22 protein-coding genes are annotated in these 26,130 nt (G+C 71.8%); 15 read left to right on the top strand and 7 right to left on the bottom strand.

The genetic code is table 11. The features are described from left to right. Positions 1-35: 35 nt before the first annotated feature. Positions 36-791, bottom strand: a complete 756-nt coding sequence (locus DEJ23_RS05620; protein WP_111239255.1) for a GAF and ANTAR domain-containing protein — start codon at positions 789-791, stop codon at positions 36-38. A 227-nt stretch (positions 792-1,018) separates the two neighbouring features. Here DEJ23_RS05620 and DEJ23_RS05615 point away from each other — a divergent pair, with 227 nt between their 5' ends. The 5 genes from DEJ23_RS05615 (at position 1,019) to DEJ23_RS05595 (ending at position 5,253) form a co-directional block, all read left to right on the top strand. Continuing rightward, the gene (locus tag DEJ23_RS05615) at positions 1,019-1,234 is read left to right on the top strand and encodes a hypothetical protein (RefSeq protein ID WP_111239254.1); all 216 of its coding nucleotides are present in this window, start codon (positions 1,019-1,021) and stop codon (positions 1,232-1,234) included. A 124-nt stretch (positions 1,235-1,358) separates the two neighbouring features. Then, the gene (locus tag DEJ23_RS05610) at positions 1,359-2,216 is read left to right on the top strand and encodes a 3-hydroxyacyl-CoA dehydrogenase (protein ID WP_111239253.1); all 858 of its coding nucleotides are present in this window, start codon (positions 1,359-1,361) and stop codon (positions 2,214-2,216) included. A gap of 91 nt (positions 2,217-2,307) precedes the next feature. Next, positions 2,308-3,390, top strand: a complete 1,083-nt coding sequence (locus DEJ23_RS15885) for a GNAT family N-acetyltransferase (protein WP_258375271.1) — start codon at positions 2,308-2,310, stop codon at positions 3,388-3,390. Positions 3,391-3,654: 264 nt separating this feature from the next. After that, a complete protein-coding gene (locus DEJ23_RS05600; RefSeq protein WP_146240200.1) occupies positions 3,655-4,683 on the top strand; it encodes a helix-turn-helix domain-containing protein in 1,029 nt (342 codons plus the stop codon). 114 nt (positions 4,684-4,797) lie between these two features. Continuing rightward, complete coding sequence (locus DEJ23_RS05595; protein ID WP_111239251.1) at positions 4,798-5,253, top strand: GNAT family N-acetyltransferase; 456 nt, start codon at positions 4,798-4,800, stop codon at positions 5,251-5,253. Between the two features lie 240 nt (positions 5,254-5,493). Here DEJ23_RS05595 and DEJ23_RS05590 read toward each other — a convergent pair whose 3' ends face one another. Further along, positions 5,494-6,996, bottom strand: a complete 1,503-nt coding sequence (locus DEJ23_RS05590) for an alpha-N-arabinofuranosidase (RefSeq protein WP_111239250.1) — start codon at positions 6,994-6,996, stop codon at positions 5,494-5,496. A 231-nt stretch (positions 6,997-7,227) separates the two neighbouring features. Between DEJ23_RS05590 and DEJ23_RS05585 the strand changes: the two genes are divergently transcribed. The 3 genes from DEJ23_RS05585 to DEJ23_RS05575 are packed head-to-tail and all read left to right on the top strand — an operon-like array spanning position 7,228 to position 10,537. Next, positions 7,228-8,598, top strand: coding sequence for an extracellular solute-binding protein (locus DEJ23_RS05585; RefSeq protein WP_111239249.1), 1,371 nt, complete (start codon positions 7,228-7,230; stop codon positions 8,596-8,598). 54 nt (positions 8,599-8,652) lie between these two features. Further along, positions 8,653-9,618 carry a carbohydrate ABC transporter permease gene (locus DEJ23_RS05580; protein WP_111239248.1) on the top strand — a complete coding sequence of 322 codons (966 nt, stop codon included), beginning with the start codon at positions 8,653-8,655 and terminating at the stop codon, positions 9,616-9,618. A 1-nt stretch (position 9,619) separates the two neighbouring features. Further along, on the top strand, positions 9,620-10,537 hold the full coding sequence (locus DEJ23_RS05575; RefSeq protein ID WP_111239247.1) for a carbohydrate ABC transporter permease: 918 nt from the start codon (positions 9,620-9,622) through the stop codon (positions 10,535-10,537). 238 nt (positions 10,538-10,775) lie between these two features. Here DEJ23_RS05575 and DEJ23_RS05570 read toward each other — a convergent pair whose 3' ends face one another. Both DEJ23_RS05570 and DEJ23_RS05565 read right to left on the bottom strand, forming a co-directional pair. Further along, a complete protein-coding gene (locus DEJ23_RS05570) occupies positions 10,776-11,153 on the bottom strand; it encodes a VOC family protein (protein WP_111239246.1) in 378 nt (125 codons plus the stop codon). A 23-nt stretch (positions 11,154-11,176) separates the two neighbouring features. After that, a complete protein-coding gene (locus DEJ23_RS05565; protein ID WP_111239245.1) occupies positions 11,177-12,016 on the bottom strand; it encodes a siderophore-interacting protein in 840 nt (279 codons plus the stop codon). A 29-nt stretch (positions 12,017-12,045) separates the two neighbouring features. Between DEJ23_RS05565 and DEJ23_RS05560 the strand changes: the two genes are divergently transcribed. From DEJ23_RS05560 to DEJ23_RS05545, 4 genes are all read left to right on the top strand, one after another. Continuing rightward, the gene (locus DEJ23_RS05560) at positions 12,046-13,125 is read left to right on the top strand and encodes an iron ABC transporter permease (RefSeq protein WP_258375270.1); all 1,080 of its coding nucleotides are present in this window, start codon (positions 12,046-12,048) and stop codon (positions 13,123-13,125) included. Next, positions 13,122-14,264, top strand: a complete 1,143-nt coding sequence (locus DEJ23_RS05555; protein WP_111239243.1) for an iron chelate uptake ABC transporter family permease subunit — start codon at positions 13,122-13,124, stop codon at positions 14,262-14,264. Before DEJ23_RS05560 ends, DEJ23_RS05555 begins: the two co-directional genes overlap by 4 nt. Beyond that, a complete protein-coding gene (locus DEJ23_RS05550; RefSeq protein WP_258375269.1) occupies positions 14,261-15,139 on the top strand; it encodes an ABC transporter ATP-binding protein in 879 nt (292 codons plus the stop codon). Before DEJ23_RS05555 ends, DEJ23_RS05550 begins: the two co-directional genes overlap by 4 nt. 72 nt (positions 15,140-15,211) lie before the next feature. Then, on the top strand, positions 15,212-16,237 hold the full coding sequence (locus DEJ23_RS05545; RefSeq protein ID WP_111239242.1) for an ABC transporter substrate-binding protein: 1,026 nt from the start codon (positions 15,212-15,214) through the stop codon (positions 16,235-16,237). 136 nt (positions 16,238-16,373) lie between these two features. Here DEJ23_RS05545 and DEJ23_RS05540 read toward each other — a convergent pair whose 3' ends face one another. After that, the gene (locus DEJ23_RS05540; protein ID WP_111239241.1) at positions 16,374-18,434 is read right to left on the bottom strand and encodes a transglycosylase domain-containing protein; all 2,061 of its coding nucleotides are present in this window, start codon (positions 18,432-18,434) and stop codon (positions 16,374-16,376) included. Between the two features lie 220 nt (positions 18,435-18,654). On the opposite strand from DEJ23_RS05540, the gene DEJ23_RS05535 reads away from it, so the two are divergent. Further along, on the top strand, positions 18,655-19,647 hold the full coding sequence (locus DEJ23_RS05535; protein WP_181429131.1) for an alpha/beta hydrolase: 993 nt from the start codon (positions 18,655-18,657) through the stop codon (positions 19,645-19,647). 64 nt (positions 19,648-19,711) lie between these two features. Here DEJ23_RS05535 and bla read toward each other — a convergent pair whose 3' ends face one another. Then, positions 19,712-20,662, bottom strand: a complete 951-nt coding sequence (gene bla, locus DEJ23_RS05530; protein ID WP_258375268.1) for a class A beta-lactamase — start codon at positions 20,660-20,662, stop codon at positions 19,712-19,714. Positions 20,663-20,824: 162 nt separating this feature from the next. Continuing rightward, positions 20,825-22,306: a mannitol dehydrogenase family protein gene (locus DEJ23_RS05525; RefSeq protein ID WP_111239239.1), complete on the bottom strand. Its 1,482-nt coding sequence runs from the start codon at positions 22,304-22,306 to the stop codon at positions 20,825-20,827. Positions 22,307-22,477: 171 nt separating this feature from the next. Here DEJ23_RS05525 and DEJ23_RS05520 point away from each other — a divergent pair, with 171 nt between their 5' ends. Together DEJ23_RS05520 and DEJ23_RS05515 are read left to right on the top strand one after the other, a co-directional pair. After that, complete coding sequence (locus tag DEJ23_RS05520) at positions 22,478-23,116, top strand: TetR/AcrR family transcriptional regulator (protein ID WP_181429130.1); 639 nt, start codon at positions 22,478-22,480, stop codon at positions 23,114-23,116. 72 nt (positions 23,117-23,188) lie between these two features. Then, positions 23,189-25,873: an MMPL family transporter gene (locus DEJ23_RS05515; RefSeq protein WP_111239237.1), complete on the top strand. Its 2,685-nt coding sequence runs from the start codon at positions 23,189-23,191 to the stop codon at positions 25,871-25,873. Positions 25,874-26,130 lie beyond the last annotated feature (257 nt).

The raw sequence follows: 26,130 nt of genomic DNA, 5'->3' as shown, positions 1-26,130 counted from the left end.
CACCGGCCTCCTGCGGTCGGACGGCGCGAGCGGCGTCAGCGCGGCGTCCGCGGCGCCGACGGCAGGACCGAGTCGATCGGCGGGATGACGAAGCGACGCTCGGTCACCCCGCGGGCGGCATCCTGCAGCAGGACGTTGTGCGACCGGGCCCACCGCCGGAGCAGTGCGAACGCCTCGTCGGGGTCGACCCGGTGGGTGTTCGCCAGGAACCCCTTCGCCTGCTCGATCGCGACGCGGCTGTCCAGGGCCTGTTGCAGCTGTTCCTGCGCTCGTGCGGCCTGGTCGGCGCTCCGCTGCTGCAGGATGGTGATGGTGGCCACGTCGGTGAGCGCGCGGACCGCGGCGAGGTCGCGCTCGTCCAGGTCGCCCGGCGAGGACCGGAAGAGGTTCATCGACCCGAGGACCGTGTCCCGGGCCCGGAGCGGGATCGAGAGCACCGAGGCGAAGCCTGCAGCCTCCGCCGCTGCCGCGAAGCCGGGCCAGTTCCGGCGCATCTCCTCGAGGGACCCGGCCTTCCGGACCGAACCGGACGCGTACGCCTCGACGCAGGGGCCCTCCCCCGACTCCAGCTGCAGGAGCTCCAGCAGGGTCGTCTGGGTGCTCGTCGCAGCGACCACCTCGAGCTCCCGCTCCCGGTTGGCCAGCGTGATGCCCGCCGCGTCCAGTCCGAACGTCTCCACGACCTCGTCGACGAGGGTCTGGAGCATCTCCACGACGTCGTAGTCCCCGACGAGCGTCCGCGTCGCGACCAGGAACGCGTCGATGAGTCGACGCTCACGGTCCTGCACCATGTCGCGGTCCTTCCGGAGCTTGAGCCCGGTCGGGTACCGGTGCCGATGTCCAGACTACGCAGTTCCTGACCCCGTCCAGCCGCCGGAGGTGCGCAGACCGCACCGTCTGCGCGGACGGTCGAGTGTGCGGTTGATCCACACCTCGCGCTTGTCCTACCGTTGACGGGCAGCCCCAGACCCCGGCCGCGGATTCCGTTCGAGTCTCCGAGACAGTCAGGGGTGTCACGATGAGCAGCAGTTCCCGGTCCAGCGCGTCGACGGGTCGTCCCGTCGTCCGGACGACCTACGCGCCCCCGGTGGCGCCGGAGGACGTCCCCGTCTCCCGCTCGGCATGGCGCCGGGTGGCCGGACTCACCGACCCGAGTGTGCTCGCTGCACACGTCCGGCTCCGCACGGCCGGACTCGACGCCGACGCGATCTACGAGCAGTTCTTCCGACCGTGACGTCGGCGGGCCCCGATCGGAGCACCGTCCGCACCGCGGCCCTCAGCACGGACCGGGACCCGGCGCTCGTCGACGCCGGACGGTGCACGGCCGTCCCCGTGCACGACCGGAGCAGACTGGCCCCATGACCACCTTCAGCTCCGTGGCGGTGCTCGGCGCCGGCGTCCTCGGCACCCAGATCGCCCTCCAGACCGCGCGACACGGCATCCCCGTCGTCGTCCACGACATCAGCGACGACGCGATCGCCGCCGGCCGTGAGCGGCTCGCCGGGATCGTCGAGCAGTACCTCGGTGACGTCGGGCAGGACGCCCGGCAGGACGCCGAGGCCGCCGTCGCACGGATCACCTTCGACGCCGACCTCGCGCGGGCCGTCGCCGGTGCGGACCTCGTCATCGAGGCCGTCCCGGAACGACTCGAGCTGAAGCGCGAGGTGTACGCCCGCCTCGCCGGTGTGGCGCCGGCGGGCACCGTCTTCGCGACGAACTCCTCGACGCTGCTGCCGAGCGCGATCGCCGACGCGACCGGGCGCCCGGACCGCTTCCTCGCCCTGCACTTCGCGAACCACGTGTGGCGCCAGAACACCGCCGAGGTGATGGGCACCGAGCAGACGGACCCGGCCGTGTTCGACCGGGTCGCGTCGTTCGCCGAGGAGATCGGCATGGTGCCGATCCGCCTGCGCAAGGAGCAGCCGGGCTACGTGCTCAACTCGCTGCTCGTGCCGTTCCTCGACGCCGCCGCGGGCCTGGTGCTCCGCGGGGTCGCCGACCCGGAGACGGTCGACACCACGTGGCGCATCGGCACCGGCGCCCCGGTCGGCCCGTTCCAGATCTACGACGTCGTCGGGCTCCGCACGGCGCACGCGATCGCGAGTGCGTCCCCCGAGCCGGGTGCGCAGGCGTGGGCGGAGTACCTGCGCACCGAGTACCTCGACCAGGGCAAGTACGGCGTCGAGTCCGGCGAGGGCTTCTACCGCTACCGCTGACGCCGCACCCCAGCCCGGGGCACCGAGCTGGCCGGACGCCAGGCGCGTGGCGACCCCGCCACGCGCCTGGCGTCCGTCCTAGGCTCACCGGATGGAACTCGTCGCGCCCGCCCACCACTACTTCCCGTCGTTCGCGCGCGCCCTGCAGGAGTGGGACGGCACCCACCAGGACGGGGCGGGCGTCCGCGACGCCGCGGCGATCGCCGACCGGGTCGGCTTCGAGCGGTGGGTCGACCAGCTCCTCGCCGAGGAGACGGTCCCCGCCAGCCCCGACCACGTGACGTGCACCTACCGCTGGATCGTCGAGGGTGACGAGTACCTCGGGAGCATCGCGCTCCGGCACGAGCTCAACGACTTCCTCCGGTCGTACGGCGGCCACGTGGGGTACGGCGTCCGCCCGTCGGCGCGGGGCAGGGGCCTGGCGTCCGAGGCGCTCAGCAGGGTGGTCCACCTGGCCGGCCAGCGTGGGCTGCCCGAGGTCATGCTGACCTGCGACGCGACGAACCCCGCGTCCCGCCGCGTCATCGAGCACGTCGGCGGCCGGTACGAGCGCAGTGTGGTCGACCCGGACGGGCACACGCTGCTGCACCACTGGGTCCGCACGGGCGCACACGCGCTGCCCGACGTCACGGACGTGGACATCGTCGGTGGCCCCGAACCGCTCTCGGTGGGCCTGCACGAGTACGACCCCGCCTGGGCCGCGCGCTACGAGGAGCACCGCTCGCGCATCGCCGACGCCCTCGACGGGCAGCACGTCGGCATCGAGCACATCGGATCGACGTCGGTGCCGGGTCTGGCCGCGAAGCCGATCGTCGACGTCGCGGTCGCCGTGCCGGACGTCACCGACGAGGCCGCGTACCTCGGGCCCCTGCTCGCCGCCGGGTACGTGCTCCGCGTCCGCGAACCCGGGCACCGGCTCGTGCGGACGCCGGAGCGCGACGCGCACGTGCACGTCTACGAGCACGGCGCGCAGGCGCTCGACGACTACGTGCTCCTCCGCGACCGCCTGCACCGCGACGATGCCGACCGGCGACGCTACGAGGACACGAAGCGCGCGCTGATGGAGCGGTCCTGGGACGACTCGAACGCGTACGCCGACGCGAAGACCGCGGTGATCGAGGACATCAAGGCCCGGGCACGCGCGGCGTCCCGGCGGTCGGCGTCACCGTCCTGACACCCGAGCCGGACCGCCGCGCTCTCCGGATCGTCCACCGCTCGTGCTTCCCATGGCGACGCGGGTGTCCTACCGTTGAAGGAGTTGCCCCAGACCCCGGCCGTTCCCGACGTTTCGTCGAGCCGTTCAGGGGTGCAAGATGATCAGCAGTACTTCCGCGACGTCGCCCAGCGGGCCACGCGCGAGGACGACCTCCACCGCGCAGGCGCGTCTCCGGACCGCGAGCGTCTGCAGCAACGTGTCCTCCGACGCCTCCTCCCGCCCGTGAGCACCGCGACGATCGCCCGGCCCCGTGCGTCGCGGGCGGCGGAGGAGGTCGAGCGCCACGAGGCCGCCGCTCCGACCGCGACCCGGCACGCCGTCCGGCTCGAGGCCATCGGCACGAGCCCGGACGGCGTGGTCGAGGAGGTCGGTGGGCTCTACGACGGCCGCGGGTGGGCTGCGCACAGCACGGGACGGCCGTTCTCCTACCGGTACACGGCCGTCGGCGACGACGCGGTCACGCTCCGGCGGTCCAGGATCACCGGAGCCATCCGCGGGGCGATCCCCCACACCGACGACTACATCGTGCAGTGGCTCACCGAGGGGGTGGGCGTCCCCGACGTCCGGCACGACCGGGTACCGCTCACCACCGGCGTCCCGATGCTGTTCCCCACCGACCGCGAGTTCGTCTTCGAGTACCAGGACTACGACCAGCGCATCGTGCACCTGTCCCGGTCCCTCGTCCACGACGTCGCCGAGGAGCGGTACCGCACCGGCCCGGTGGACGACCTGGCACTCGACCACCTGCGGACGCTCGACCCGGCTGCCGTCGCTCGGTGGCGCGGCCAGGTGACCCTCCTCGCACGGGAACTGCGGAACGGTGTGGGGACCCTGCTGTGGCAGACGCTCACCCGGGACGCCGCGGCGGCCTTCCTCGCGCTCTACCCGCCGGCGCTCCCCGAGATCCCCGAGGTGGTGCTCCTGCCGCGGTTGTCCCGGCTCCGGGCGGCCGTCGAGTTCGTGCACGAGCACGTCCACGAGCCCCTCACTGTCGGGGACATCGCGCGCGCCGCTGACCTCAGTGTCCGCTCGGTGCAGGAGACGTTCCAACGCCACCTGGACTGCTCGCCGATGACGTACCTGCTCCGGGTGCGGCTCGCGCGTGTCCGCATCGAGCTGCTCCGCGCGGACCCCGGCACGACCACGGTGCAGGACGTGGCCCGCCGCTGGGGCTTCGCCCACCTCGGACGGTTCTCCGGGACCTACGCACAGGCCTACGGCGAGTACCCGCGGCAGACGCTGCGACGCTGACCCCGACGCGGGTCCGGCCGATCGGTTCCCCGGCAGCGGCGTCCCGCACACATCGGGACCCCGGTGACCGGGCGCTGCGCGGGGACGGGCCATCGTTCGTCGTAGGCTGCGGCCGTGACCGTCTCCGTCCGCCCCGTCTCCCCCGCCGACGCCGCCCAGTGGCAGCACCTGTACGCCGGGTACCGCGCCTTCTACCGGCTGCCGGACGACCCGGCGTCCGTCCGGACCACGTGGGGATGGGTGTCCGAGGGCGCGCACGGCCTCCTCGGCCTGGTCGCCGAGGACGCCGACGGCCGCCTCGTCGGGCTCGCGGACCTGCGCCGCTTCGCCCGCCCGTCGTCGGCGACGACCGGCCTGTACCTGGACGACCTCTTCACGGCACCGGACGCCAGGCACCGGGGTGTCGCCACGGCGCTCCTCCGGGAAGCAGCCGCGATCGCGGCGGCGGAGGGAGCCAGCGTCGTCCGGTGGATCACGGCAGCGGACAACGCGGGGGCTCGGGCGGTCTACGACCGCGTCGCCACTGCGACGCCCTGGGTCACGTACGACATGCGTCCTGCGGAGGCCTGACGCTCGAGCGACCACCCGTCGGACGGGAGGCACGGCTGGGGCCCGTCCCACGCCTCCCGTCCGTCCGCTGCCGACGTCCGATGCGACGCGGGGTCCCGATCACGATCGCCGGAACGCGGTGTGGCACGCAGAGCGGAGGGCGCCGACCCGCTTGCGCGGGCCGACGCCCTCCGTGCTCACTCGACGCTCACCGGAGCGCTCGCCGAGGCGTTCGTGCGCCGACCGGGATCGGCGGTCGGCTCAGCCGATCGACACCGCGGTCCAGGACACGGGCGGCAGCTCGATCGTGATCGTGTCGCCCTCGCGGCGGACGGTCTCGTTCGTGCGGAGGCCCACGCGCTCCCGGTTCCCGAGGTCGTTCACGGCGTGCACGTCGTCGTCCCACACGCCCTCGGCGTGCACGTCGCCGTCGACCGACAGACCGGCGAGGTCGATCGTCACGGTGGTGGACTCGGTCTGGTGGCGGTTCACGAGGAACACCGCCGCCGTGCCGTCCTCGACCGTGGCGGCCGAGTCGACCACGGGGACCTCGCCGTACTTGCCGCCGTCGACGGTGTCGCCCGAGGCCTTGACCTGGAGCGAGGTGCCGTTCGCCAGCCGCGACGTGACGGAGAACGGGAAGAACGTCGTCTGGCGCCAGGCCGGGCCGCCCGGCTCGGTCATGATCGGGCCGATGACGTTGACGAGCTGCGCGAGGCTCGCGGACGCCACGCGGTCGGCGTGCCGGAGCAGCGAGATGAGCAGCCCGCCGACGACGACCGCGTCGGCGACCGTGTAGACGTCCTCGAGCAGACGGGGCGCGACCGGCCACTCGTCGAGCGTGAAGGTCTTGGCCTGCGCCTCCCAGCGCTTGATCGACCAGACGTTCCACTCGTCGAACGAGATGTCGATGCGCTTGTCCGACTTCTTGTGCGCCTTGACGTGGTCGGCGGCGGTCGTGACGGTGTCGATGAAGTGGTCCATGTTGACGCCCGAGGCGAGGAAGGACGGCATGTCGTCGTCCTCCTCGTAGTACGCGTGCGCCGAGATGTAGTCGACGTCGTCGTAGGTGTGCTCGAGGACGGTGCGCTCCCACTCGCCGAACGTCGGCATCGAGGCGCCGGACGAACCGCAGGCGACGAGCTCGAGGTCGGGCTGGATCTGGCGCATGGCCTTCGCCGTCATCGCGGCGAGCTTGCCGTAGTCCTCGGCGTTCTTGTGGCCGAGCTGCCACGGGCCGTCCATCTCGTTGCCGAGGCACCACATCTTGATGGCGAAGGGCTCCTGGCGGCCGTTCGAGCGGCGGTACTCGCTCAGCGCGGTGCCGGCGTCGATGTTCGCGTACTCGAGGAGTTCGATCGCCTCCTGCGTGCCACGGGTACCGAGGTTGACGGCGAGCATGAGCTCGGAGCCGACCTGGTCGAGCCAGTGCTGGAACTCGTGCAGGCCGACCTCGTTGGTCTCGGTCGAGTGCCAGGCGAGGTCGAGGCGGCGGGGGCGCTGCTCGACGGGGCCGACGCCGTCCTCCCACTTGTACCCGGAGACGAAGTTGCCGCCCGGGTAGCGGATGGCCGACACGCCGAGCTCCTTGACGAGCTCGACGACGTCCTTCCGGAAGCCGTGCTCGTCGGCGGTCTCGTGCGCGGGCTCGTGGATGCCGTCGTAGACGTGGCGTCCGAGGTGTTCGACGAACCCGCCGAAGAGGCGACGGCGCACCGGCCCCACGGTGAACGCGGCGTCGAGGACGAGGTGTGTGCGAGGCATGGATCTCCTTCGATCTGCTGGGGGCTCGTGCGGCGACGTGATCGGCCCGGAACGAAAGTGAGCGCTCACGTCTTCGAGAACGCTAGCGGGTTTCGGCAGCATGGGGAAGCCGGTCCGCGTCCTCGTCGTGACGTTCACGAAAGGGGTGGCGGACCCCGGACCCTGCCGCTAATGTGAGCGCTCACGGAGCAACGACCGCTCCGCTCGGCCCCGTCCCGATGGAGTGATGCCATGCCGATCCGACCAGCCGTACCGACCCCGCAGTCCCGGGGTGGTGCGTTCACCCGGCGGAGCCTGCTCGCCGGAGCCGCCGCGGGTGCCGCGGTGCTCCCGCTCGCGGCCTGCTCGAGCCCCCTCGCTGCCGGCGTCGCCGGCGCCCCGCTCAACCCGGAGACGCTCGTCTTCTGGAACCTGTTCGGCGGCGGTGACGGCGTCCGCATGCAGACCATGGAGGACGGGTACGCGAAGCAGCACGGCGGTTCGTCCGCGCTGCAGGCGACGACGTTCGCCTGGGGCAACCCCTACTACTCGAAGGTCACACTGGCCACCGTCGGCAACAAGCCGCCGGACGTCGCCATCGCCCACCTCACCCGGGCGAAGCCGCTGTGGGACGGCGACCTGCTCGACCCGATCACCGAGGACGACCTGGCGAGCGTCGGCCTGAGCGCCAGCGACTTCAACCAGAAGGCGTGGACCGCGCAGAAGACCGACGGCAAGAACATCTGCATCCCGCTCGACACCCACCCCTTCGTGCTCTTCTACAACGTCGAGGTCTGCAGGAAGGCGGGACTCATCGGCCCGGACGGGAAGCTCAAGGACCTGGACGGCCTGGAGAACTTCGAGGCCGCACTCGCCGCGGTGTCGAAGGTCACCGGCGGGACCGCCCTCAACGTCGCGAACGTCGTCCCCGAGACCGCGACGCCGTGGCGCTTCTTCTGGACGATGTACAACCAGATCGACGGCGCGACGCCGTTCATCAGCGACGGCGGCGCGGAGCTCACCGTCAACGAGGACGCCTACAACACGGTCACCGAGACGACCCAGAAGTGGGTGCAGGAGGGCTGGCTGAACAAGGCCCTCGACTACGCGACCGCGCAGTCGCTCATGTTCGACGGCAAGGCCGGCTTCTTCATGCAGGGCGAGTGGGAGATCAGCACCGCCCAGTCGATCAAGGGCCTGGAGTTCGGCATGGTGCCGATCCCGCAGCTCTTCGACAAGCCGGCCACGCAGGCCGACTCCCACGTCTTCATCCTGCCGAAGAAGGACCGCACGCCCGAACAGCGCAAGGCCCACATGCTCTTCATCAAGCAGATGCTCGAGCAGAGCCTGACCTGGGCCGAGGGCGGGCACGTGCCGGCGTACATGCCCACGTTCGACAGCCAGCAGTACCGGGAGCTCACGCCGCAGTCGAACTACGCGTCGGCCGCCGAGTCCGCGGTCTTCGACGACCCCGCCTGGTACGGCGGGTCCGGCTCCACGTTCGAGGGCATCGTCGGCGCGCAGCTCGCGCTCGTCCAGCAGGGCAGCAGCTCCCCCGCGCAGGCGCTCTCGGCGATCAAGGGCCAGCTCGCGACCTACCTCAACACCCCGAGCCCGCTGTGACCGGGCACGTGATCCCCTCGTCCGAAGTGGACACCGCGCGAAAGGCACGATGACGTGACCGCTGCACCAGTTCTCACCCGCCCCACGGACGCCGCCACCGTCAGCCGGCGCGCGCGTCCCCGTGTCCACCCGACCAACCGGGGGCAGGGCCGCTCCGGCTGGCTCTTCCTCGCGCCGTTCGGCCTGTTCTACGTGGCCTTCCTGCTCGGGCCCACGGTGTGGATGCTCGTCACGAGCTTCTTCAACACCTCGACCGTCCGCACCGGGCTCGGCAGCTTCGCGGGCTTCGCGAACTACGCCGAGATGCTCGGACGGAGCGACTTCTGGTCGTCCCTGTGGCACACCCTGCAGTTCACGCTGTACACGACGCCGCCGCTCGTCGTCCTCGCCTTCGTGTTCGCCGTGCTCACGAACCGCATGAACCGCGGCCAGTGGTTCTTCCGCCTGGCGTTCTTCCTGCCGTTCATCCTGCCGTCGGCGACGATCTCGCTCATCTGGGTCTTCATCTTCACGCCGTCGACCGGTCTCTGGGCGAGCCTGCAGTCCGCGCTCGGCATGACGCCGGGTTCGGGCATGCTCTCGAGCCCGAACACCGCCATGATCGGCGTCGCGATCGCCACGGTCTGGTGGACGCTCGGCTTCAACTTCGTGCTCTACCTGGCCGGTCTGCAGGAGATCCCCCGCGAGCTGTACGAGGCCGCCGCCGTCGACGGCGCGTCGAACTGGCAGCAGATCAAGTCGATCACACTGCCGCTGCTCGGCCGCACCACGACCCTGGTGATCCTGCTGCAGATCATCGCGTCCCTGAAGATCTTCGACCAGGTCTACCTGATGACGAACGGCGGACCGGGCATCTCGACCCAGGTCTCGCTGCAGCTCATCACGGGCGTCGGCTTCACCGACAACCGCCTGGGCGCCGCGTCCGCCGCGTCGGTGCTCCTGTTCATCGTGATCGTCGCGATCGCGGTCATCCGGCAGCTCGTCGAGCGCGCTGCCGCCAAGCGAGAGATCGGGGCCTGACATGACCGCCACCGAGAGCATCACGACCTCCCGTCCCCGCAAGCTGCGCTCCGGCGTCTCGGCGGCGGCGCCCGCCAACGCCGCGAAGATCGGCGTCTCCGGCAGGGGCTTCAACATCGTCGCCGCGGTCGTCCTGACCGTGTTCGCGATCATCTGGCTCATCCCGAGCCTGTTCGCCCTGAAGACGTCGTTGTCCGACAACGGCGTCGCGGCGCTCGGCGCGAACGCGATCCTGTCGGACTGGAACCCGACGCTGCACTCCTACTCGACCCTGTTCCGGTCGGGCGACATCTGGAACTGGTACCTGGCCAGCGGCATCACCAGTGTCGTGACCGCCGTGCTGACGGTGCTGTTCGCGTCGATGGCGGCGTTCGCGCTGTCCCGGCTCGTGTTCCGCGGGCGGAACGTCGCGTTCCTGCTCATCATCCTCGGCATCATGATCCCGACGCAGGTCCTGATCATCCCGATCTTCCAGGAGCTCAACGCCGTCGGGCTGCTCAACACCTACTGGTCGGTGATCTTCCCGCAGGTGCCCGCCGTGATCGCGGTGTTCATCTTCAAGCAGTTCTTCGACGGGATCCCGAAGGAGCTCGAGGAGGCCGCGCGCATCGACGGCGCGGGCATGTGGAAGATCTACTGGTCGGTCATCCTGCCGCTGTCGCGTCCCGTGATCGCGGCGGTGACGATCCTGACCTTCGTCGGCGTCTGGAACAACCTGCTCCTGCCGCTGTTCGTGCTGTCGAACCCGGACCTCATGACGATCCCGGTCGGGCTCGCCACGGTGCAGGGCAGCTTCGGCCAGCGCTACGCCGACATCCAGGCCGGTGCGATCCTCGCGGCACTGCCGCTGATCATCCTGTACCTGGTCTTCCAGCGGCAGATCGTGGAGGGCGTGACGGGCTCGGGCCTCAAGGGCTGACGCGGCCACTCGACGGACGGGAGGCTCCCCACCAGCTGGTGGGGAGCCTCCCGTCCGTCTGCGGTCGCCTCGCGTCCCGCGCCTGTCCGCTCGCACCCGGTCGAAGCGGGGTACCGCATCGAAGCGGGCGTACCTCGTCGAACCGGGCGTACCTGATGAGCCCGAACGACGAGGTACGCCCGGAACCGCCAGGTATCGCGCCCGCAATGGGAAGGAACGGGCGACGCGAGGGCGCGCGTCAGAGCGGGTCGAGACGCGTCCGCAGCAGGCAGAACTCGTTGCCCTCGGGGTCCTGCAGGACGTGCCAGGACTCCTCGCCGGTCTGCCCGACGTCGGCGGGACGGGCGCCCAGGGCGAGCAGCCGCTCGAGCTCGGCCTCCTGGTCCTGGTCGACCGGCGACACGTCGACGTGCAGGCGGAGGGGCTGGCTCTGCGCGTGCTCGACGCGGTTGAGGATGATCGTCGGCGTCGCGCCGCCGAAGCCCGACGCCGGACCGATCTCGATGCCGTCGTCGTCCTTGCCGAGTTCGACGTAGTCCAGCACCGCGCACCAGAAGCGCGACAGCTCCTCGGGGTCGCGGCAGTTCAGGACGAGTTCGCTCAGTCGGACGCTCATGCCCGCACGCTACCCGGGACGGCTCAGGCGGGGACGGCCTGACGCACCTCGTGCTTCCAGAAGCCCGAGAACGTGATGCGCGACTTCGGGACACCCGCACGGTGCAGGTGGCGACGGCCTGCGGTGGCGAGCGTCGACTCCCCCACGACGAAGGCGTACACACGGTCGTCGCACGGCACGTGGCGTTCGAGCTCGGCGAGCGCCGCACGCCCGGGGACCTCGTGCGGGTCGAGGTGCTCGCGGACGATCCAGGTGACCTCGACCCCGACGGGGGCGTCGAGGACGCGGACGTCGGCGGCGGTGGGGACCTCCTGGATGATGCGGCCCACGGCGTCCCGCGGCAGCGACGCGGCGATGCCGACGACCGCGGGCAGGCCGGTCTCCTCGGCGGCCACGACCACCTCGCTGACGTCGTCCGGGCAGTCGAAGATCCGTCCCTGGTCGAGCACGGCCAACCGGTCGCCGGGCTGCGCGGCGCACGCCCAGATCGCCGCGCCGCCCTCGAGGACGCCGTCCGCGTCGGTGTGCACGACGAAGTCGACGTCCATCTCGGCCGAGCCGTCGGGCAGGTGCCGGTAGCCGGCGACCGTGTAGTTCGCCAGGTGCGGGCGCTCGTCCTGCGGGATGGCGAGGTACTGCGGGTACCAGCGGGTGCCGTCGATCTCCGGCAGGGTGAACGTCTCCTGGTGCGGCAGCTGCAGGAACAGGCGGAACCAGTGGTCGTACCCGGCGAAGGGGAACTCGTGCAGGTCGTCCCCGGTGATCGTGACCCGTTGCACCGACGGGGAGTACCGGACGGAGCGGAGCACCCGGGCACGGAAGAGCCGGGGTGCCTCGGGCATGAGCCGCGGGATCTTCGCCATGAAGGGAAGGCTACCCTAAGCTGGTCCCCGTGCCATCCCCCGAAACCGTCCTGACGCCCGCCCGGGCTGCCCGGACCGACGGCTCCCCGCGTGCCGGCAGCGTGCACCGCACGGCGGTCCGCCGACACCTGCTCGTGGTCGTCGCCCTGGTCGTCGTGCTGCTCGCGGCCGCGGTGGCCAGCATGCTCCTCGGGAGCAACCGGCTCGGCGTCGACCAGGTGCTCGCGGGGCTGACGCGGTCCGGGTCGAGCACCGCCGAGGCCGTCGTGTGGGGCTCGCGCATCCCGCGCACCCTCATCGGCGCCGCCGTCGGAGCGGCCCTCGGCATGGCCGGACTCCTCATGCAGGGGCACACCCGGAACCCGCTCGCCGACCCCGGGCTGTTCGGGGTCTCCTCCGGCGCGGGACTCGCCGTGGTGCTCGGGGTGTACGTCTTCGGCGTCACGAGCACCGGTGCCACGGTGTGGTTCGCCCTGGTCGGCGCGGTCGTGGCGAGCGTCGTCGTGTTCGCGGTGACCGTCGCCGGCAGCGGGACCGCGAGCCCCGTGCCCCTCGCACTCGCCGGTGCCGCCGTGTCGGCCCTGCTCGGCGCGATCACGTCCTTCATCGTGCTGACCGACCAGGACTCCCTCGACGCCTACCGGCTCTGGGTCGTCGGGTCGCTCGCCGCCCGGCAGCTCGACGTGCTCGCGGCCGCGGCACCGTTCCTGCTCGTCGGCGCCGTGCTCGCGGTGTGGAACACCCGCGCGCTCGACGCCCTCGGACTCGGCGCGGAGCTCGCGCGCGGCCTCGGCGAGAACGTGCTCGTCGCCCGGCTCGTCGGACTCGGCGGCATCACACTCCTGGCCGCCGGTGCGACCGCGGCAGCCGGGCCGATCGGCTTCGTCGGCCTGACCGTGCCCCACGTCGCACGTGCCCTGGTCGGCACCGGGCACCGCTGGACCCTGCCCGTCTCGGCGCTCGTCGGCGCCGCGCTCGTGCTCGTCGCCGACGTGGTCGGACGGCTCGTCGGCGGCTTCTCCGAGGTCGAGGTCGGCATCGTGCTCGCCGTGCTCGGCGGCCCGGTGTTCGTCGCCGTGGCCCGTCGTCGATCGCTGGTGTCCCTGTGAGCACCGCGACCGACACCCGGAACGGGACCGACCCGCAGGGCACGCACCGCCCCGACGCCGACCGGGCGCGGGCCGACCGCACGACCGTCGGCCGTCGCGGCGTCCGGTTCGGTCCGATCGGCTTGGCCTGGCGGCCCCGGGTCCTCGGGTACTCGGTGGCGGCGATCGTCGTCGCCCTCGCCCTCCTGGTCCTCGGCGTCGCCGTCGGCAGCACCTGGATCGCCCCGAGCACGGTCGTCCGCGCGCTCCTCGGGGCGGAGGACGGCCCGGAGGGCTTCATCGTCACGACCCTGCGGCTCCCGCGGATCGTCACCGGCGCCCTGGTCGGCCTGGTGCTCGGCGTCGCCGGCGCCCTGACCCAGACGGTCACGCGGAACCCCCTCGGCACGCCGGACATCATCGGTGTGACCTCCGGCGCGAGCGTCGGTGCGGTCGCGGCGATCGTGCTCGGCGGCGGCAGCTACTCCGTGTCGGCGGCCGTGCTGAGCGGCGGCATCCCGGTGGCCGCCACGATCGGGGCCCTCGTCGCCGCCGCCGCCGTGTACGGACTCGGCTGGCGGGGCGGCGTGCAGAGCTACCGGCTCGTCCTCGTCGGCATCGGGGTGAGCGCCACACTCGAGGCGGTGACCAGCTACCTGCTCGTCCGCGCGAAGATCACCGTCGCCACGGCAGCCTCGCAGTGGCTGGTCGGCAGCCTGTCGAGCACCTCGTGGTCCACCGTCTGGCCGCTGCTCGTCGTCGCCGCGGTCTGCGTGCCGATCGCCCTGGCGACGAGCGCCGCGCTCGGCATCGGCCAGCTCGGCGACGAGGTCGCGACCGGCGTCGGCCTCGGCATCCAGCGGCACCGACTCCTCGTGATCGCCCTGGCCGTCGTGCTCACCGCCGCCGCGGTCGCCGCCGCCGGCCCGATCGGGTTCGTCGCCTTCGTCGTGCCGCAGGTCGCCGTCCGCCTGGCCGGCACGAACCGACCACCGCTGCTGCTCGCGGGCGCGCTCGGCACCGTCCTCGTGCTCGGCGCCGACCTGCTCGCCCGCTCCGCCTTCCCGTGGCAGGTGCCCGTCGGCATCGTGACCACCGTGGTCGGCGCCCCGTACCTGATCTGGCTCCTCGTCCGCCACCGCAAGGAGATGTCCCGATGACCGCCACCACGACCGGCACCCGGACCGCGGGTGCGCCGGACGCGACCACCCACCGGAGCGCGGGTGGCGCGGGGACCGGCACCGTGCCTCCCGTCCTGCAGGCCCGCGCGCTCTCCGTCGGCTACGACCGCGAGCCGGTCCTCCGCGACCTGGACCTGCGCATCGAGCGCGGCACGGTGACGACGTTCCTCGGGGCGAACGGGTGCGGCAAGTCGACGCTCCTGAAGGCCTTCGGGCGCGTGCTGAAGCCGCAGGCCGGCGAGGTCCTGCTCGACGGTGCCCCGATCCGCAAGGAGCCGAACCGGGCCGTGGCGCGACGGCTCGCGATCCTGCCCCAGACCCCGGTCGCCCCGGCCGGCACGAGCGTCCTCGACCTGGTCATGCGCGGGCGGAACCCGCACCAGTCGTGGGCGAAGCCGTGGACCGCCGAGGACGCCGACGTCGCCGAGCAGGCCATCGCCGCGACCGGACTGACCGACGTCGCCCACCGCGACGTCGCGAGCCTGTCGGGCGGCCAGCGACAGCGCGCCTGGATCGCGCTCGTGGTGGCGCAGCAGGCGGAGACCCTGCTCCTCGACGAGCCGACGACGTACCTCGACCTCGCGCACCAGCTCGACGTGCTCCGGCTCGTGCGGCGGCTGAACCGCGAGCAGGGGTCGACCGTCGTGATGGTGCTGCACGACCTGTCGCTCGCCGCGCGGTACTCGGACCGCCTCGTCGTCCTGCACGACGGCGGTGTCGTCGCCGACGGGACGCCGCACGACGTCCTGACGCCCGCCGTGCTCGAGACCGCCTTCGGGCTGCACGCCCGGGTCGTGCCGGACCCCGTGACCGGCGCACCGATGATCGTGCCGGAAGCGGACGAGCACGCCTGACGGGCGGTTCCCGGCCGCGGGATCGCGTCACAGGCTGGCGGATCGCGCCGAGTTAGGTTAGCCTCTCCTAACGTGAAGATCCCCCGCCGCGGCTCCCTGCGTGCCGCCCTCGTGACCTCCGTGGCCGTGTCGGCCCTCCTCCTCACCGGCTGCTCCGGTGCGAACGGGTCCGCCGACCCCGACGACACCGCCGGCGCCGGCTCGGCCGCCTCCGGCCCCTGGTCGTACGAGGACGCCACCGGCAAGACCGTGAAGACCGACAGCACCCCGAAGCGCGTCGTGGTCCTCAACGACATCGCGATCTCGTTCATCGAGTACGGGCTCGAGCCGGTCGGCACCTTCGGTCAGCTGACCATGGCGAAGGACGCCCGGTTCGAGGGCCTCGACACCGACGGCATCACCCAACTCGGCACCGGCTACGGCGACATCGACCTCGAAGAGCTCGCCGCGCTCCAGCCCGACCTCGTCGTCACCTCGATCTACCCGACCGACGCGAAGGGCACCCTCGACACCACCCAGCCGTCCTACGGGTTCAAGGACAAGGAACAGCAGGAGCAGGTCGAGGCGATCGCCCCGGTCGCCACCGTCGAGTGGGGCGGGAAGGGCGAGGACGTCATCGAGACGATCGCCGACCTGGCCGAGTCCCTCGGAGCGCCCGAGGCGGAGATCGACGCCGCCGAGCAGCGCTTCGACGAGGCCGCGGACACCCTCGAGCAGGCTGCGGAGTCGAGCGGCCTCTCCGTCGTCTCGATGTACGCCGACGGCGACGGCGCGTACGTCACCCGCCCGAGCGACGAGCCGACCCTGCAGATGTACAGCTCGTTCGGCGTCGACTTCGTCGACCCGAAGCCGAAGGGCTTCTACTGGGGCGTCTACTCGTGGGAGAACGCGGGGCAGATCACCGGTGACGTGCTGCTGCTGTCGCAGCAGGGTTACCAGGTCGCCGACCTCGAGAAGCAGCCGACCTTCGCCGACAACGCCGCGCTCGAGGCGGGCCAGGTCCACAGCTGGACCTTCCCGGCGCTCGACTACGCGTCGCAGGCCGACTACATGACGAAGCTCGCGGGCTGGCTCGAGGACAGCAAGAAGGTCGCGTAGTCCCACCACACGACGGACTGGAGGCGCGGTGCCGGCTGGCACCTGGGCCCACGCCGGCCCGTTCCCGGCAGACGCGCCAGCGGCTGCCGGGCCGTGCCCGGTGGGGAGCCTCCGGTCCGTCGTCCGGGCGGACCGGTCAGCCCACCGGCAGTGCCGCGTTCACCGCGGTCTGCGCCTGGCGCCACACGTCCGCGCGCGAACCCGCGTAGGTGCCGCCCTGCCCGCCGCCGACGGTCCGCAGGTTCGTCGTCGCCCCGTCGGTGTTGCCCTGCCAGTACGCCGTCACCGCCCGTGAGGACCCGCCGACCAGCCAGATCTGGTCCGCCGCGTCCGTGGTGCCCGTCTTGCCGAACAACGTCGCGCCGTCGAGCGTCTGCCCGCCGGTCGCGGTGCCGCCACGGAACGCGCCCTGCATGACGTCGAAGGCCTGCGCCGCCACCGCCTCGGACACCGCACGGGTGCACGAACGCGGCTGCCCGCCGAGGTCGGTGCCGTCCGGCCCGGTCACCTGGTCGACGACGACCGGCGCGCAGTACACGCCGCCGTTCGCGACCCCGGCGTAGGCGGCCGCCATCGTCAGCGGCGCGATGCTCGTCGTGCCCAGGATCGCTGCCGGGTTGGCCGGCAGCTCGCCGCCGGTTGCCGGGTGCACGCCGAGCCGGGCGGCGGTGTCCCGGATGTCGCACAGGTCGAGCTGCGAGGCCATGTCCGCGTAGGCAGCGTTGACCGACTGCGCCGTCGCCGCGCGGACGGAGTACGGCCCGGTCTGACCAGGTGCGTCGTTCTTCGGGTCGTAGGGCACGTCGAGCGTGACCTGCTGCCCACACTGCGTCCACGTCGCACGCGCCTTCCGCGTGCCGTCCACCACGGTGTCGGGGCTCCGTCCGGACTCGAGCCACCGCAGCAGCGTGAACATCTTGTAGGTCGAACCGACCTGGAACCCCGTCGATCCACCGTTCGACTCATCGGTGGCGTAGTTGAGCGACGTCGCCGTCGCCGGGGCGTCCGACGACCGGTCGAAGTCCTTGTTCTGCGCCATCGTCAGCACGCGGCCGGTGCCCGCCTCGACGGTGTCGAGCGTCGCGCCGAGGGCGAGCCGGCTCTCGGTCGCGGGGTCGTGCAGGGCGAGCAGGTCCTTCTGCTGCGTGTTGAGGTCGAGGTCGAGCGTGGTCTGCACCCGGTACCCGCCCGTCCGCCACGCGGCAGCGCGGGCGTCGGCGTCGGCGCCGAGCTGCGGCAGGTCCTTCGCCACCCGCTCGGCGTACGCGCAGAAGAACTCCGCACCGCGGACGGCCGACTCGCAGCCCTGCTGCGGCGCGGTCAGCCGGACGTAGTCGGCCGGACGCGAGGCGAGCGCCGTCGCGAGGTCGGCGTCAGTGAGGTGCCCCTGCTCGTGCATCGAGCGCAGGATGACGTCCCGCCGCGCCTGGTTGTCGGCGTGGTGTGCCGGCGTCGACAGGTCGCGCCGCTCCGGCCACTGCACGATGGCGATGAGGGACGCCGACTCAGCCGGGGTCAGGTCGGTGGCGTCCTTGCCGTAGTACCGCTGCGACGCCGCCTGCACGCCGTAGGTCTGGTCGCCGAAGTAGGCGATGTTCAGGTAGGCCGCGAGGATCTCGTCCTTCGAGTACTCCTTGGCGAGCCCGATCGCGAGCTTCACCTCGGCGAGCTTGCGCTCCGGGCTCTTCCGCGTGGCCTCCCGGTACCCGGCCTCGCGCTCCTCGGCGGTCGGCAGCTCGCTCGCCTGCTGGATCTTGATGTTCCGGACCAGCTGCATCGTGATGGTGGAGCCGCCGGAACCGCCCTTGCCGCCCGAGGCGATCACGCTCGCGACCGATCGGACCAGGCTCGTCAGGTCGACGCCGCCGGTCTCGCGGAAGCGCTTGTCCTCGCCGTCGATCGCGGCGTGCTGGAGCGTGTCGCTGATCTGGTCGAGCGCGAGCTCCTGCCGGTTCTGGTCCCACACGTCCACCAGGTGCACCGGCTGCCCGCCCTGGTACGCCCAGATCTCGTTCCGTTCGGGCAGGTCCCCGATCTCGATGTACTCCGGCATCGAGTCGAACAGGTCGATCGCCGACGTCGTCCCCACCCCGGCCACGGCGAGCACCGGCGTCACCCCGACCCCGACCAGCAGCCCCGCCAACACGCTGCCGCCGACGAAGCCCAGCACGGCCCCGGTCACACGTCGCACCGTCATGTCTCCCCCTCGTGGTCCCGCCCTCGTGGTCCGACGGCGTCCGGGCGACCCTCCCAGCGCTCCTCGGACGTCCGCCCCGGGTTCCCGGGGCGGAACCGGGACGTGCACTGGGAAAGGACCGAGTCGGTACGGATCGTTACCGGAGGGGGCCTCGCCGTCACCGTCCCGTGACCGCAGCGTGACCGGGCCGTGACCCGGACGGCGCGGATACGCTCGGGTGATGGGCGCAGGACAGTGGCACGAGGACGTGCTCGGGGCTCCGTTCGAGCGCCTCGAGCTCCCGCTCGGCGAGGATCGCGAGGGTGCGGTGGTCGCGACGCTCGTCCGGCGGAAGCGATCGCCGAACGACCTGCTGCTGCACAGCCGCGGGCCGCTGCACGGCGTCGACGTGCTCTACGTGCACGGCTGGTCCGACTACTTCTTCCAGGTGGAGCTCGCCGAGCGGGTCGAACGTCTCGGAGCCCGTTTCCACGCCCTCGACCTGCGGAAGTACGGCCGCAGCCTCCGACCGCACCAGACGCCCGGGTTCGTCGACGACCTGACCGTCTACGACGAGGACATCGGCGCCGCGCTCGACGCGATCGCGGCCGAGCACCGCGGCGGACCCCGACGACGCCTCGTCCCCATGGGCCACTCGACGGGTGGGCTCACCCTGTCGCTCTGGGCCGCGCGGCACCCGGAACTCGTCGACGGCCTGGTGCTCAACAGTCCGTGGCTCGAGTTCCAGGCGAGCGCGATCGGTCGGGCGATCGTCGCCCCGGTGATCAAGCTCGGGGCGAAGCGGAACCCCCTCGCGCCGATGCCGGCGGTCGACCCGGGCTTCTACACCCGCACCGTCTCTGCTGCGGGCGAGGGCTCGTGGACGTACGACCAACGATGGCGACCGGACCGCGGCTTCCCGCTGCACCCCGGGTGGCTCGCGGCGGTGTTCGCCGGGCAGGAGCGGGTCGCGCAGGGCCTCGGCATCACGGTGCCGACGCTCGTGATGCTCAGCGACAAGAGCATGCTGCAGCCGCGGTGGGACGACGGGATGGCCCGGGCGGACGTGGCGCTCAACGTCGACGTCGTCGCGCACCGCGCGCTGTCGCTCGGCGCCGAGGTGACCGTCCGACGGCTCCACGGCGCGCTGCACGACGTCGTGCTCTCCGCCCCGGAGGTCCGCGGACAGGCCTACGACGCGCTCGGGCGCTGGGCCGCGACGCTCCTGCGCTGACCGAGGAACGCTGATCGCGGAGCACTGCGCTGAGGAACGCCGAACGCCGAGCGGGCGGTCGACCTCAGCCCATCGCCCGCAGCGCCACCCTGGTGGCCGCCGCCACGAGCGCGTCCGAGGGCTCGGCGTCCTCCCGGTCCTGCGCGGTGAACACGACGAGCACGACCGGGTCCCGCCCCGGCTGCCGGAGGACGGCGATGTCGTTGCGTACCCCGTACGAGGCCGTGCCGGTCTTGTCCGCGACCGACCAGCCACCGGGGACCCCGGCCCGGATCGTGCCGTCGCCGGTCGTCGTCCCCGTCATCGCGGACCGGAGCAGCGCGCGGTCGTCCGGGTCGAGTGCGTCGCCGAGGAGCACCGCGCGCAGGTCGGCCGACGACTGCGCCGGGGTCGTCGTGTCCCGCGGGTCCCCCGGCGTCGCCGTGTTGAGGTCGGGCTCGACGCGGTCCACCCGGGTCACGTCGTCCCCGATCCCCCGCAACCACCGCGTCACACCGTCCACCCCGCCGAGCCGCTCCACGAGCAGGTTCGCCGCGGTGTTGTCGCTCTCCCGCACCGCAGCGTCGACGAGCGCACGGAGCGTCATGCCCTCGTCGACGTGCCGGCGCGTCACGGGGGCGTACTCGAGCAGGTCGCCCCGGTCGTAGCGCACGACCTCGTCCAGGTCGTCGGCACTCGACGCGTCGAGGACCGCCGCGGCGATGAACGCCTTGTTCGTCGACGCGAAGGCGAACCGCTCCTCGGAGCGGTACCCGACGGCACGACCGTCAGCGGTGTCGATCGCGACGACGCCGACGCGGGCGTCGTACCGCTGCTCGAGGGCCGCGTACTCCCGCGCCGTGGCGGCGTCGGCCGACGGCATCGATCCCGGCGACGAGGTCGCGCTCGGGGTCGGTGCCGCGGTCCTGCTCGCCCGCGCCGTGACCTCCGCCGACGAGCCGGTGCCGCTGCACCCGGTGAGCGTCAGCGCGGCCACCGCCGCCATCGTGGCCAGGGCCGTCCTCGTCGTCCGCACGCCGACGAGCTTGCCGGATGCGCCCGCATCCCGCCTGCACGACCCGGCCGCCACCGGACGGGAGGCACGGCGCGACACCGCCACGCGCCTCCCGTCCGGTGGTGGCGGGGCCGGGTCACGCGGCGGGACGACACGTGCGCCTCCCGACCGGTGGTCGGTGCGTCAGGACCGCGACAGGCGCGTCACCGTCGCGTGCGCGCCCTCGTCGAGCAGTCCGTCGAGCGCGTCGCGGTACGCGGCGACGAACCGCTCGTCGTCGATCAGGTCACCGAAGACCTGCCGGTCCTGCAGGAAGGCGAGCCGGTCCTCGCGCTGCCGTCGCGCCGTCGCCGTCAGGCGGTCGGCGAGCCGGTCGACGACCTGGATCGGCTGCCCGTCCTCGTCGGCCCCCTCGGCGTAGCGCGCCCACGAGGCGACGATGCCCGCGGAGAGCGTCACCGGCCCGCCGGAGACGAGGTTCTCGCGCACGACCGGCAGGAGCCACTTCGGGATGCGGTCGCTCGACTCGGCGCAGAGCCGGGCGAGGGTGTCGCGCACCTCGGGGTTCCGGAACCGCTCGATGAGCGTCGCCTGGTAGTCATCGAGGTCGATGCCGGGCACGGGGTGCAGCGTGGGCGACGCCTCCTCGTCCATGTAGCGCCGCAGGAAGGTGGCGATCGCCTCGTCCTGCGTCGCCTCGTGGGCGTACCGGTAGCCGGACAGGTACCCGAAGTAGCAGAGCCCCTGGTGGCTCGCGTTGAGCAGCCGGAGCTTCATGAGCTCGTACGGCTCGACGTCGTCGACGAGCTGCACGTCGGCGTCCTCGTAGCGCGGACGTCCGGCGGGGTGGTCGTCCTCGAGCACCCACTGGAAGAACGGCTCGGCGACGACGGGCCAGGCGTCCTCGATGCCGAGCTCGTCCCGCACCCAGGCACGGTCCTCGTCGGCGGTCACGGGCGTGATGCGGTCGACCATGGAGTTCGGGAACGACACGTGCTCGTCCATCCAGTGGGCGAACGACGGGTCCTGCAGGCGCGCGTACGACGTGAACATCTGCCGAGCGACGTGCCCGTTGCCCTGGATGTTGTCGCACGACATCACCGTGAACGGGGCGAGTCCGCGGTCACGACGACGACGGAGCGCCTCGACCACGAGCCCGAAGACCGTCCTGGGCGGAGCGTCCCCGCGCAGGTCGGAGGCCACACCCGGCTCGTCCGCGACGAACTCCCCCGTGACGTGGTCGAAGTTGTAGCCGCCCTCGGTGATGGTCAGACTGACGATCCGGGTGTCCGGGTGCGCCATCTTCTCGACGACGGCGTCCGGGTCGTCCACCGCGAGCAGGTACTCGACGATGCTGCCGACGACCCGCGACTCTCGCGTGCCGTCCGGGTGCTTGAGCACGAGCGTGTAGAGCCCCCCTTGCTCGTCCATCGCGGCGGCCATCCGGCGGTCCTGCTCGAGCACGCCGACGCCGCAGATGCCGAAGTCGCGCGCCTCGCCCTGCTGCAGGAGCCGGTCCACCACCATCGCCTGGTGCGCGCGGTGGAAGCCGCCGACACCGAAGTGCACGATGCCCGTGGTGATCCCGTCGCGGTCGTAGGTCGGGACGGCGATGCCGGTGGCGGCGATCTCGTCGAGGTTCTCCGGGGTCAGTCGGACGGGCATCGGTACTCCTTCGTACGGCGGTCTCGAGCCCCCAGTCTCCCAGGAGGGACGATCGTGCGGGGCCAGTCTGCAGAACAGCCGCTCCCCGCTGCCCGGCCCTGCGGGGACGATCCTGGGCGATCGCCCAGAGATGGTGCACCGAGTGCATCGATGCACCTAGTGTTGTCAGACGTGACCACCACGACCGATCGCCGGGCCGCCCTCAAGGCGAGGCACCGTGCGGCGATCCTGCAGGCCGCGCGCGACCTGGTCGACGAGCGCGGTGGACGCGACTTCGGCGTCGACGACCTGGCGTCGCGAGCGGACGTCGCACGGCGGACCGTCTTCAACCACTTCGCCTCGCTCGACGAGGTCCTGCTCGCGGTCTGCGAGCAGGAGCTGTCGGTGATCATCGACCGGTTCCTGGCCGACATGGCCCGGACCCCGATCGGTGACGGCAGCCGAGCGTCGATGTTCGACGAGCTGGAGTCGGCAGCGCGCGGGGCGGACCTGGCACCGGCCATCTCGGGCATGTACCGGATCATCGGCGAGCCGGGCAAGGAGGACCCGAAGGCGGCGGTCCTCACCCAGACGGCGTTCTCGCGGGTCACCGAGCGACTGCGCGACGAGGTCGCCCGCCGCCACCCGGGCGCGGACCCGCTCGACACCGCCCTGCTCGTCGACTCGCTGATGAGCGGCATCGTCGTCATCGCCGACCACTGGCTCACCCACGACGGCCCCGAGCTCACCCCGGACGCCCTGGCAGCCTGGGACGCGCTGCTGAGCAGACTCGTGCACAGCGTCCGGTCCGGCTACATGCCGACCTCCTGACCACACCTCCCGGGGTCCACCGGCGCACCCCGCACCTCCACAGCACCTGACACGAAAGGACGGGGCAACCGCATGGCCGGTCTCCTCTACCGTCTCGGACGGTTCTCCGCACGACGCCACTGGCTGGTGATCATCGCCTGGGTCGTCATCATGGGCGTCGCGGGCCTCACCTACAGCCTGTTCGCCGGCACCATCTCGTCGTCGATCACGATCCCCGGCACCAAGACGAGCCAGGTGCAGGACGAGCTGGCGGACAAGTTCCCGTCGGCGAACGGCGGCAACGGCACCCTGGTGTTCGAGACGACCGACGGCACCGCGTTCACCACGGCGCAGAAGGACGACGTCAAGGACTTCCTCGACGGCCTCACCGACCTCGACGGGGTCAAGGAGGTCAACGACGGGTTCACCACGCAGGCCCAGCTCGACGAGCAGCGCCAGAAGATCGTCGACGGCCGGGAGCAGCTCGAGGACGGCCGGAAGCAGATCGAGGACGGCCAGGCGCAGATCGACCAGCAGAAGACGGAGCTCGAGTCCGGCAAGGAACAGATCGCCGACGCCCAGGCACAGCTCGACCAGCAGAAGGCCCAGGCCCAGGAGCAGGCCCAGGCCGCCGGGCCGGAGGCGGCCTCGAGCGCGCAGGCGCAGGCGGGCCAGCAGCAGCTCGAGCAGGCGCAGGCGCAGATCGACGCGCAGCGGCAGCAGATCGAGTCCGGCGAGCAGCAGCTCGAAGCCGCCCAGCAGGAGATCGACGACAACACGGCGAAGCTCGAGGACAACGAGCGGGAGCTCGAACAGGGTTCGGACCTGCTCGACCTGTCGGAGGGCATCCGCTTCGTGTCGTCGAACGACTCGGCGGCGATCGGCACCGTGCAGTTCACGGAGTCCACGTTCGAGGTGCCGCAGGAGACGAAGCAGGCGATCTCCGACCGAGCCGAGGACGCCGACATCGACGGTGTCGAGGTGTACGTGTCGAACGACATCGCCCAGGGCGTCCCGTCGATCCTCGGCCCCGGCGAGGTCGTCGGCGTCATCATCGCCGCCCTGGTGCTCCTCCTCATGCTCCGGACGGTCATCGGCGCCGCGATCCCGCTCGTCTCCGCCGTGCTCGGCGTCGGCGTCGCGTCCCTCGCAGCGCTGTCGTTCTCAAGCCTGGTCGAGTTCATCTCGGTCACGCCGGTGCTGGGGGTGATGCTCGGCCTGGCGGTCGGCATCGACTACTCGCTCTTCATCCTGAACCGGCACCGCACGCAGCTGAAGGCCGGCATGGGCGTGCACGAGTCGATCGGCCTCGCGAACGGCACGTCCGGCAACGCCGTGGTCTTCGCGGGCACGACGGTCATCGTCGCGCTGCTCGCACTGAACATCACCGGCATCCCCTTCCTCGGTCTGATGGGCACGGTCGGCGCCGTCGCCGTGCTGTTCGCGATCCTCATCGCGACGTCGTTCACGCCCGCACTGCTGTCGCTGCTCGGCATGCGGATCCTGCGGCGGAAGGAGCGCCAGCAGATCGGCCACACCGGTTCGGTGCGGGTGCCGGACAAGCCGATGTCGACCTGGCGCGCGGTGATCACGCTCGTCGCCGGCGTCGCCGTCCTCGGCACCATCGCCCTCCCCGCCACGCAGATGCGCCTCGGCCTGCCGACCGGCGCGTCCGAGGCCACCGAATCGTCGCAGTACAAGGCGTACAAGGCGCTCGAGGACGAGTTCGGTGCCGGCCAGAACGGCCCGCTGCTCGTCGTCGCCGACCTGCCGGAGGCGATCGCGGAGGACGACGTCACCGCGACCGAGGTCACCATCGGCCAGGCCCTGGCGAAGAACGACGACGTCGAGGCCGTGCTGCCGATCGGCGCGTCGGAGGACCGCGACATCATCGCGTTCCAGGTCAAGCCCGCCGGCGGCCCGGACAGCGTCTCGACCGAGACCCTCGTCAAGGACCTCCGCGAGCAGACCGTCAAGACCGACGACGGGACGGTCACGCTCGGCGTCGCGGGCAACGCGAGCGCGAACATCGACGTGTCCGAGAAGCTCGCGAACGTGCTGCCGCTCTACCTGGTGGTGGTCGTCGGCCTGTCGCTGATCATCCTCATCGTCGTGTTCCGGTCGTTCCTCGTCCCGATCACGGCCACGGCGGGCTTCATCCTGTCCGTGCTCGCGTCGTTCGGCGGTCTGACCGCGATCTACCAGTTCGGCTGGCTCGGCTCGGTCTTCGGTGTGCACGACCCGGCACCGATCCTGAGCTTCCTGCCCATCATCGAGATCGGCATCCTGTTCGGCCTGGCGATGGACTACCAGCTGTTCCTGGTGTCGGGCATGCGCGAGGCGTACGCCCACGGCGCCTCGGCGAAGGTGGCGGTCCAGCGTGGTCTGCACGCCGGTCGTGCGGTGGTCACGGCGGCCGCGATCATCATGATCTCGGTGTTCGCGGGCTTCATCTTCTCGGAGTCGTCGACCATCAAGCCGATCGGCTTCGGCCTGGCGTTCGGTGTCCTCGTCGACGCCTTCGTGGTCCGGATGCTGCTCATCCCGGCGGTCATGCACCTGCTCGGGAAGAGCGCGTGGTGGATCCCGAAGTGGCTCGACCGGATCCTGCCGGACGTCGACGTCGAGGGCGCCAAGCTCGAGCGGTCGCACCCGACGGACGGCGGCCACGGCGACGACCACGGCGCCGGTGCAGGCGCGCACCGCGGGTCGCACGCCGCGGACGTCGAGCCCGACGCGAACCCGCACGAGGGGCACACGCCGACGCACCGCGCGTAGGTCGCAGCTCCACAGCACCGCCTGGAGGCCCGGTGCCGGTCCACGAGACCGGCACCGGGCCTCCAGGCCGTTCCGGTGGGCAAAACCGGGCGTACCTGGTCGGAACGGGCGTACCTGGTCGGACCGGGCGTACCTGGTCGGAACGGGCGTACCTGGTCGGCCAGGAACACCGGGTACGCCCGTTCCTGGTCGGTACCGCAGTCGTCATGGGAAGGAACGGGCGACGCTGTGAGCACCGGCACGCACGCACACGCCCG

It is taken from the genome of Curtobacterium sp. MCSS17_008, from assembly GCF_003234185.1.
GTDB lineage: Bacteria > Actinomycetota > Actinomycetes > Actinomycetales > Microbacteriaceae > Curtobacterium.
Note: the sequence above shows the minus strand (reverse complement) of the source record. Positions and strands in the feature narration are given on the sequence as shown.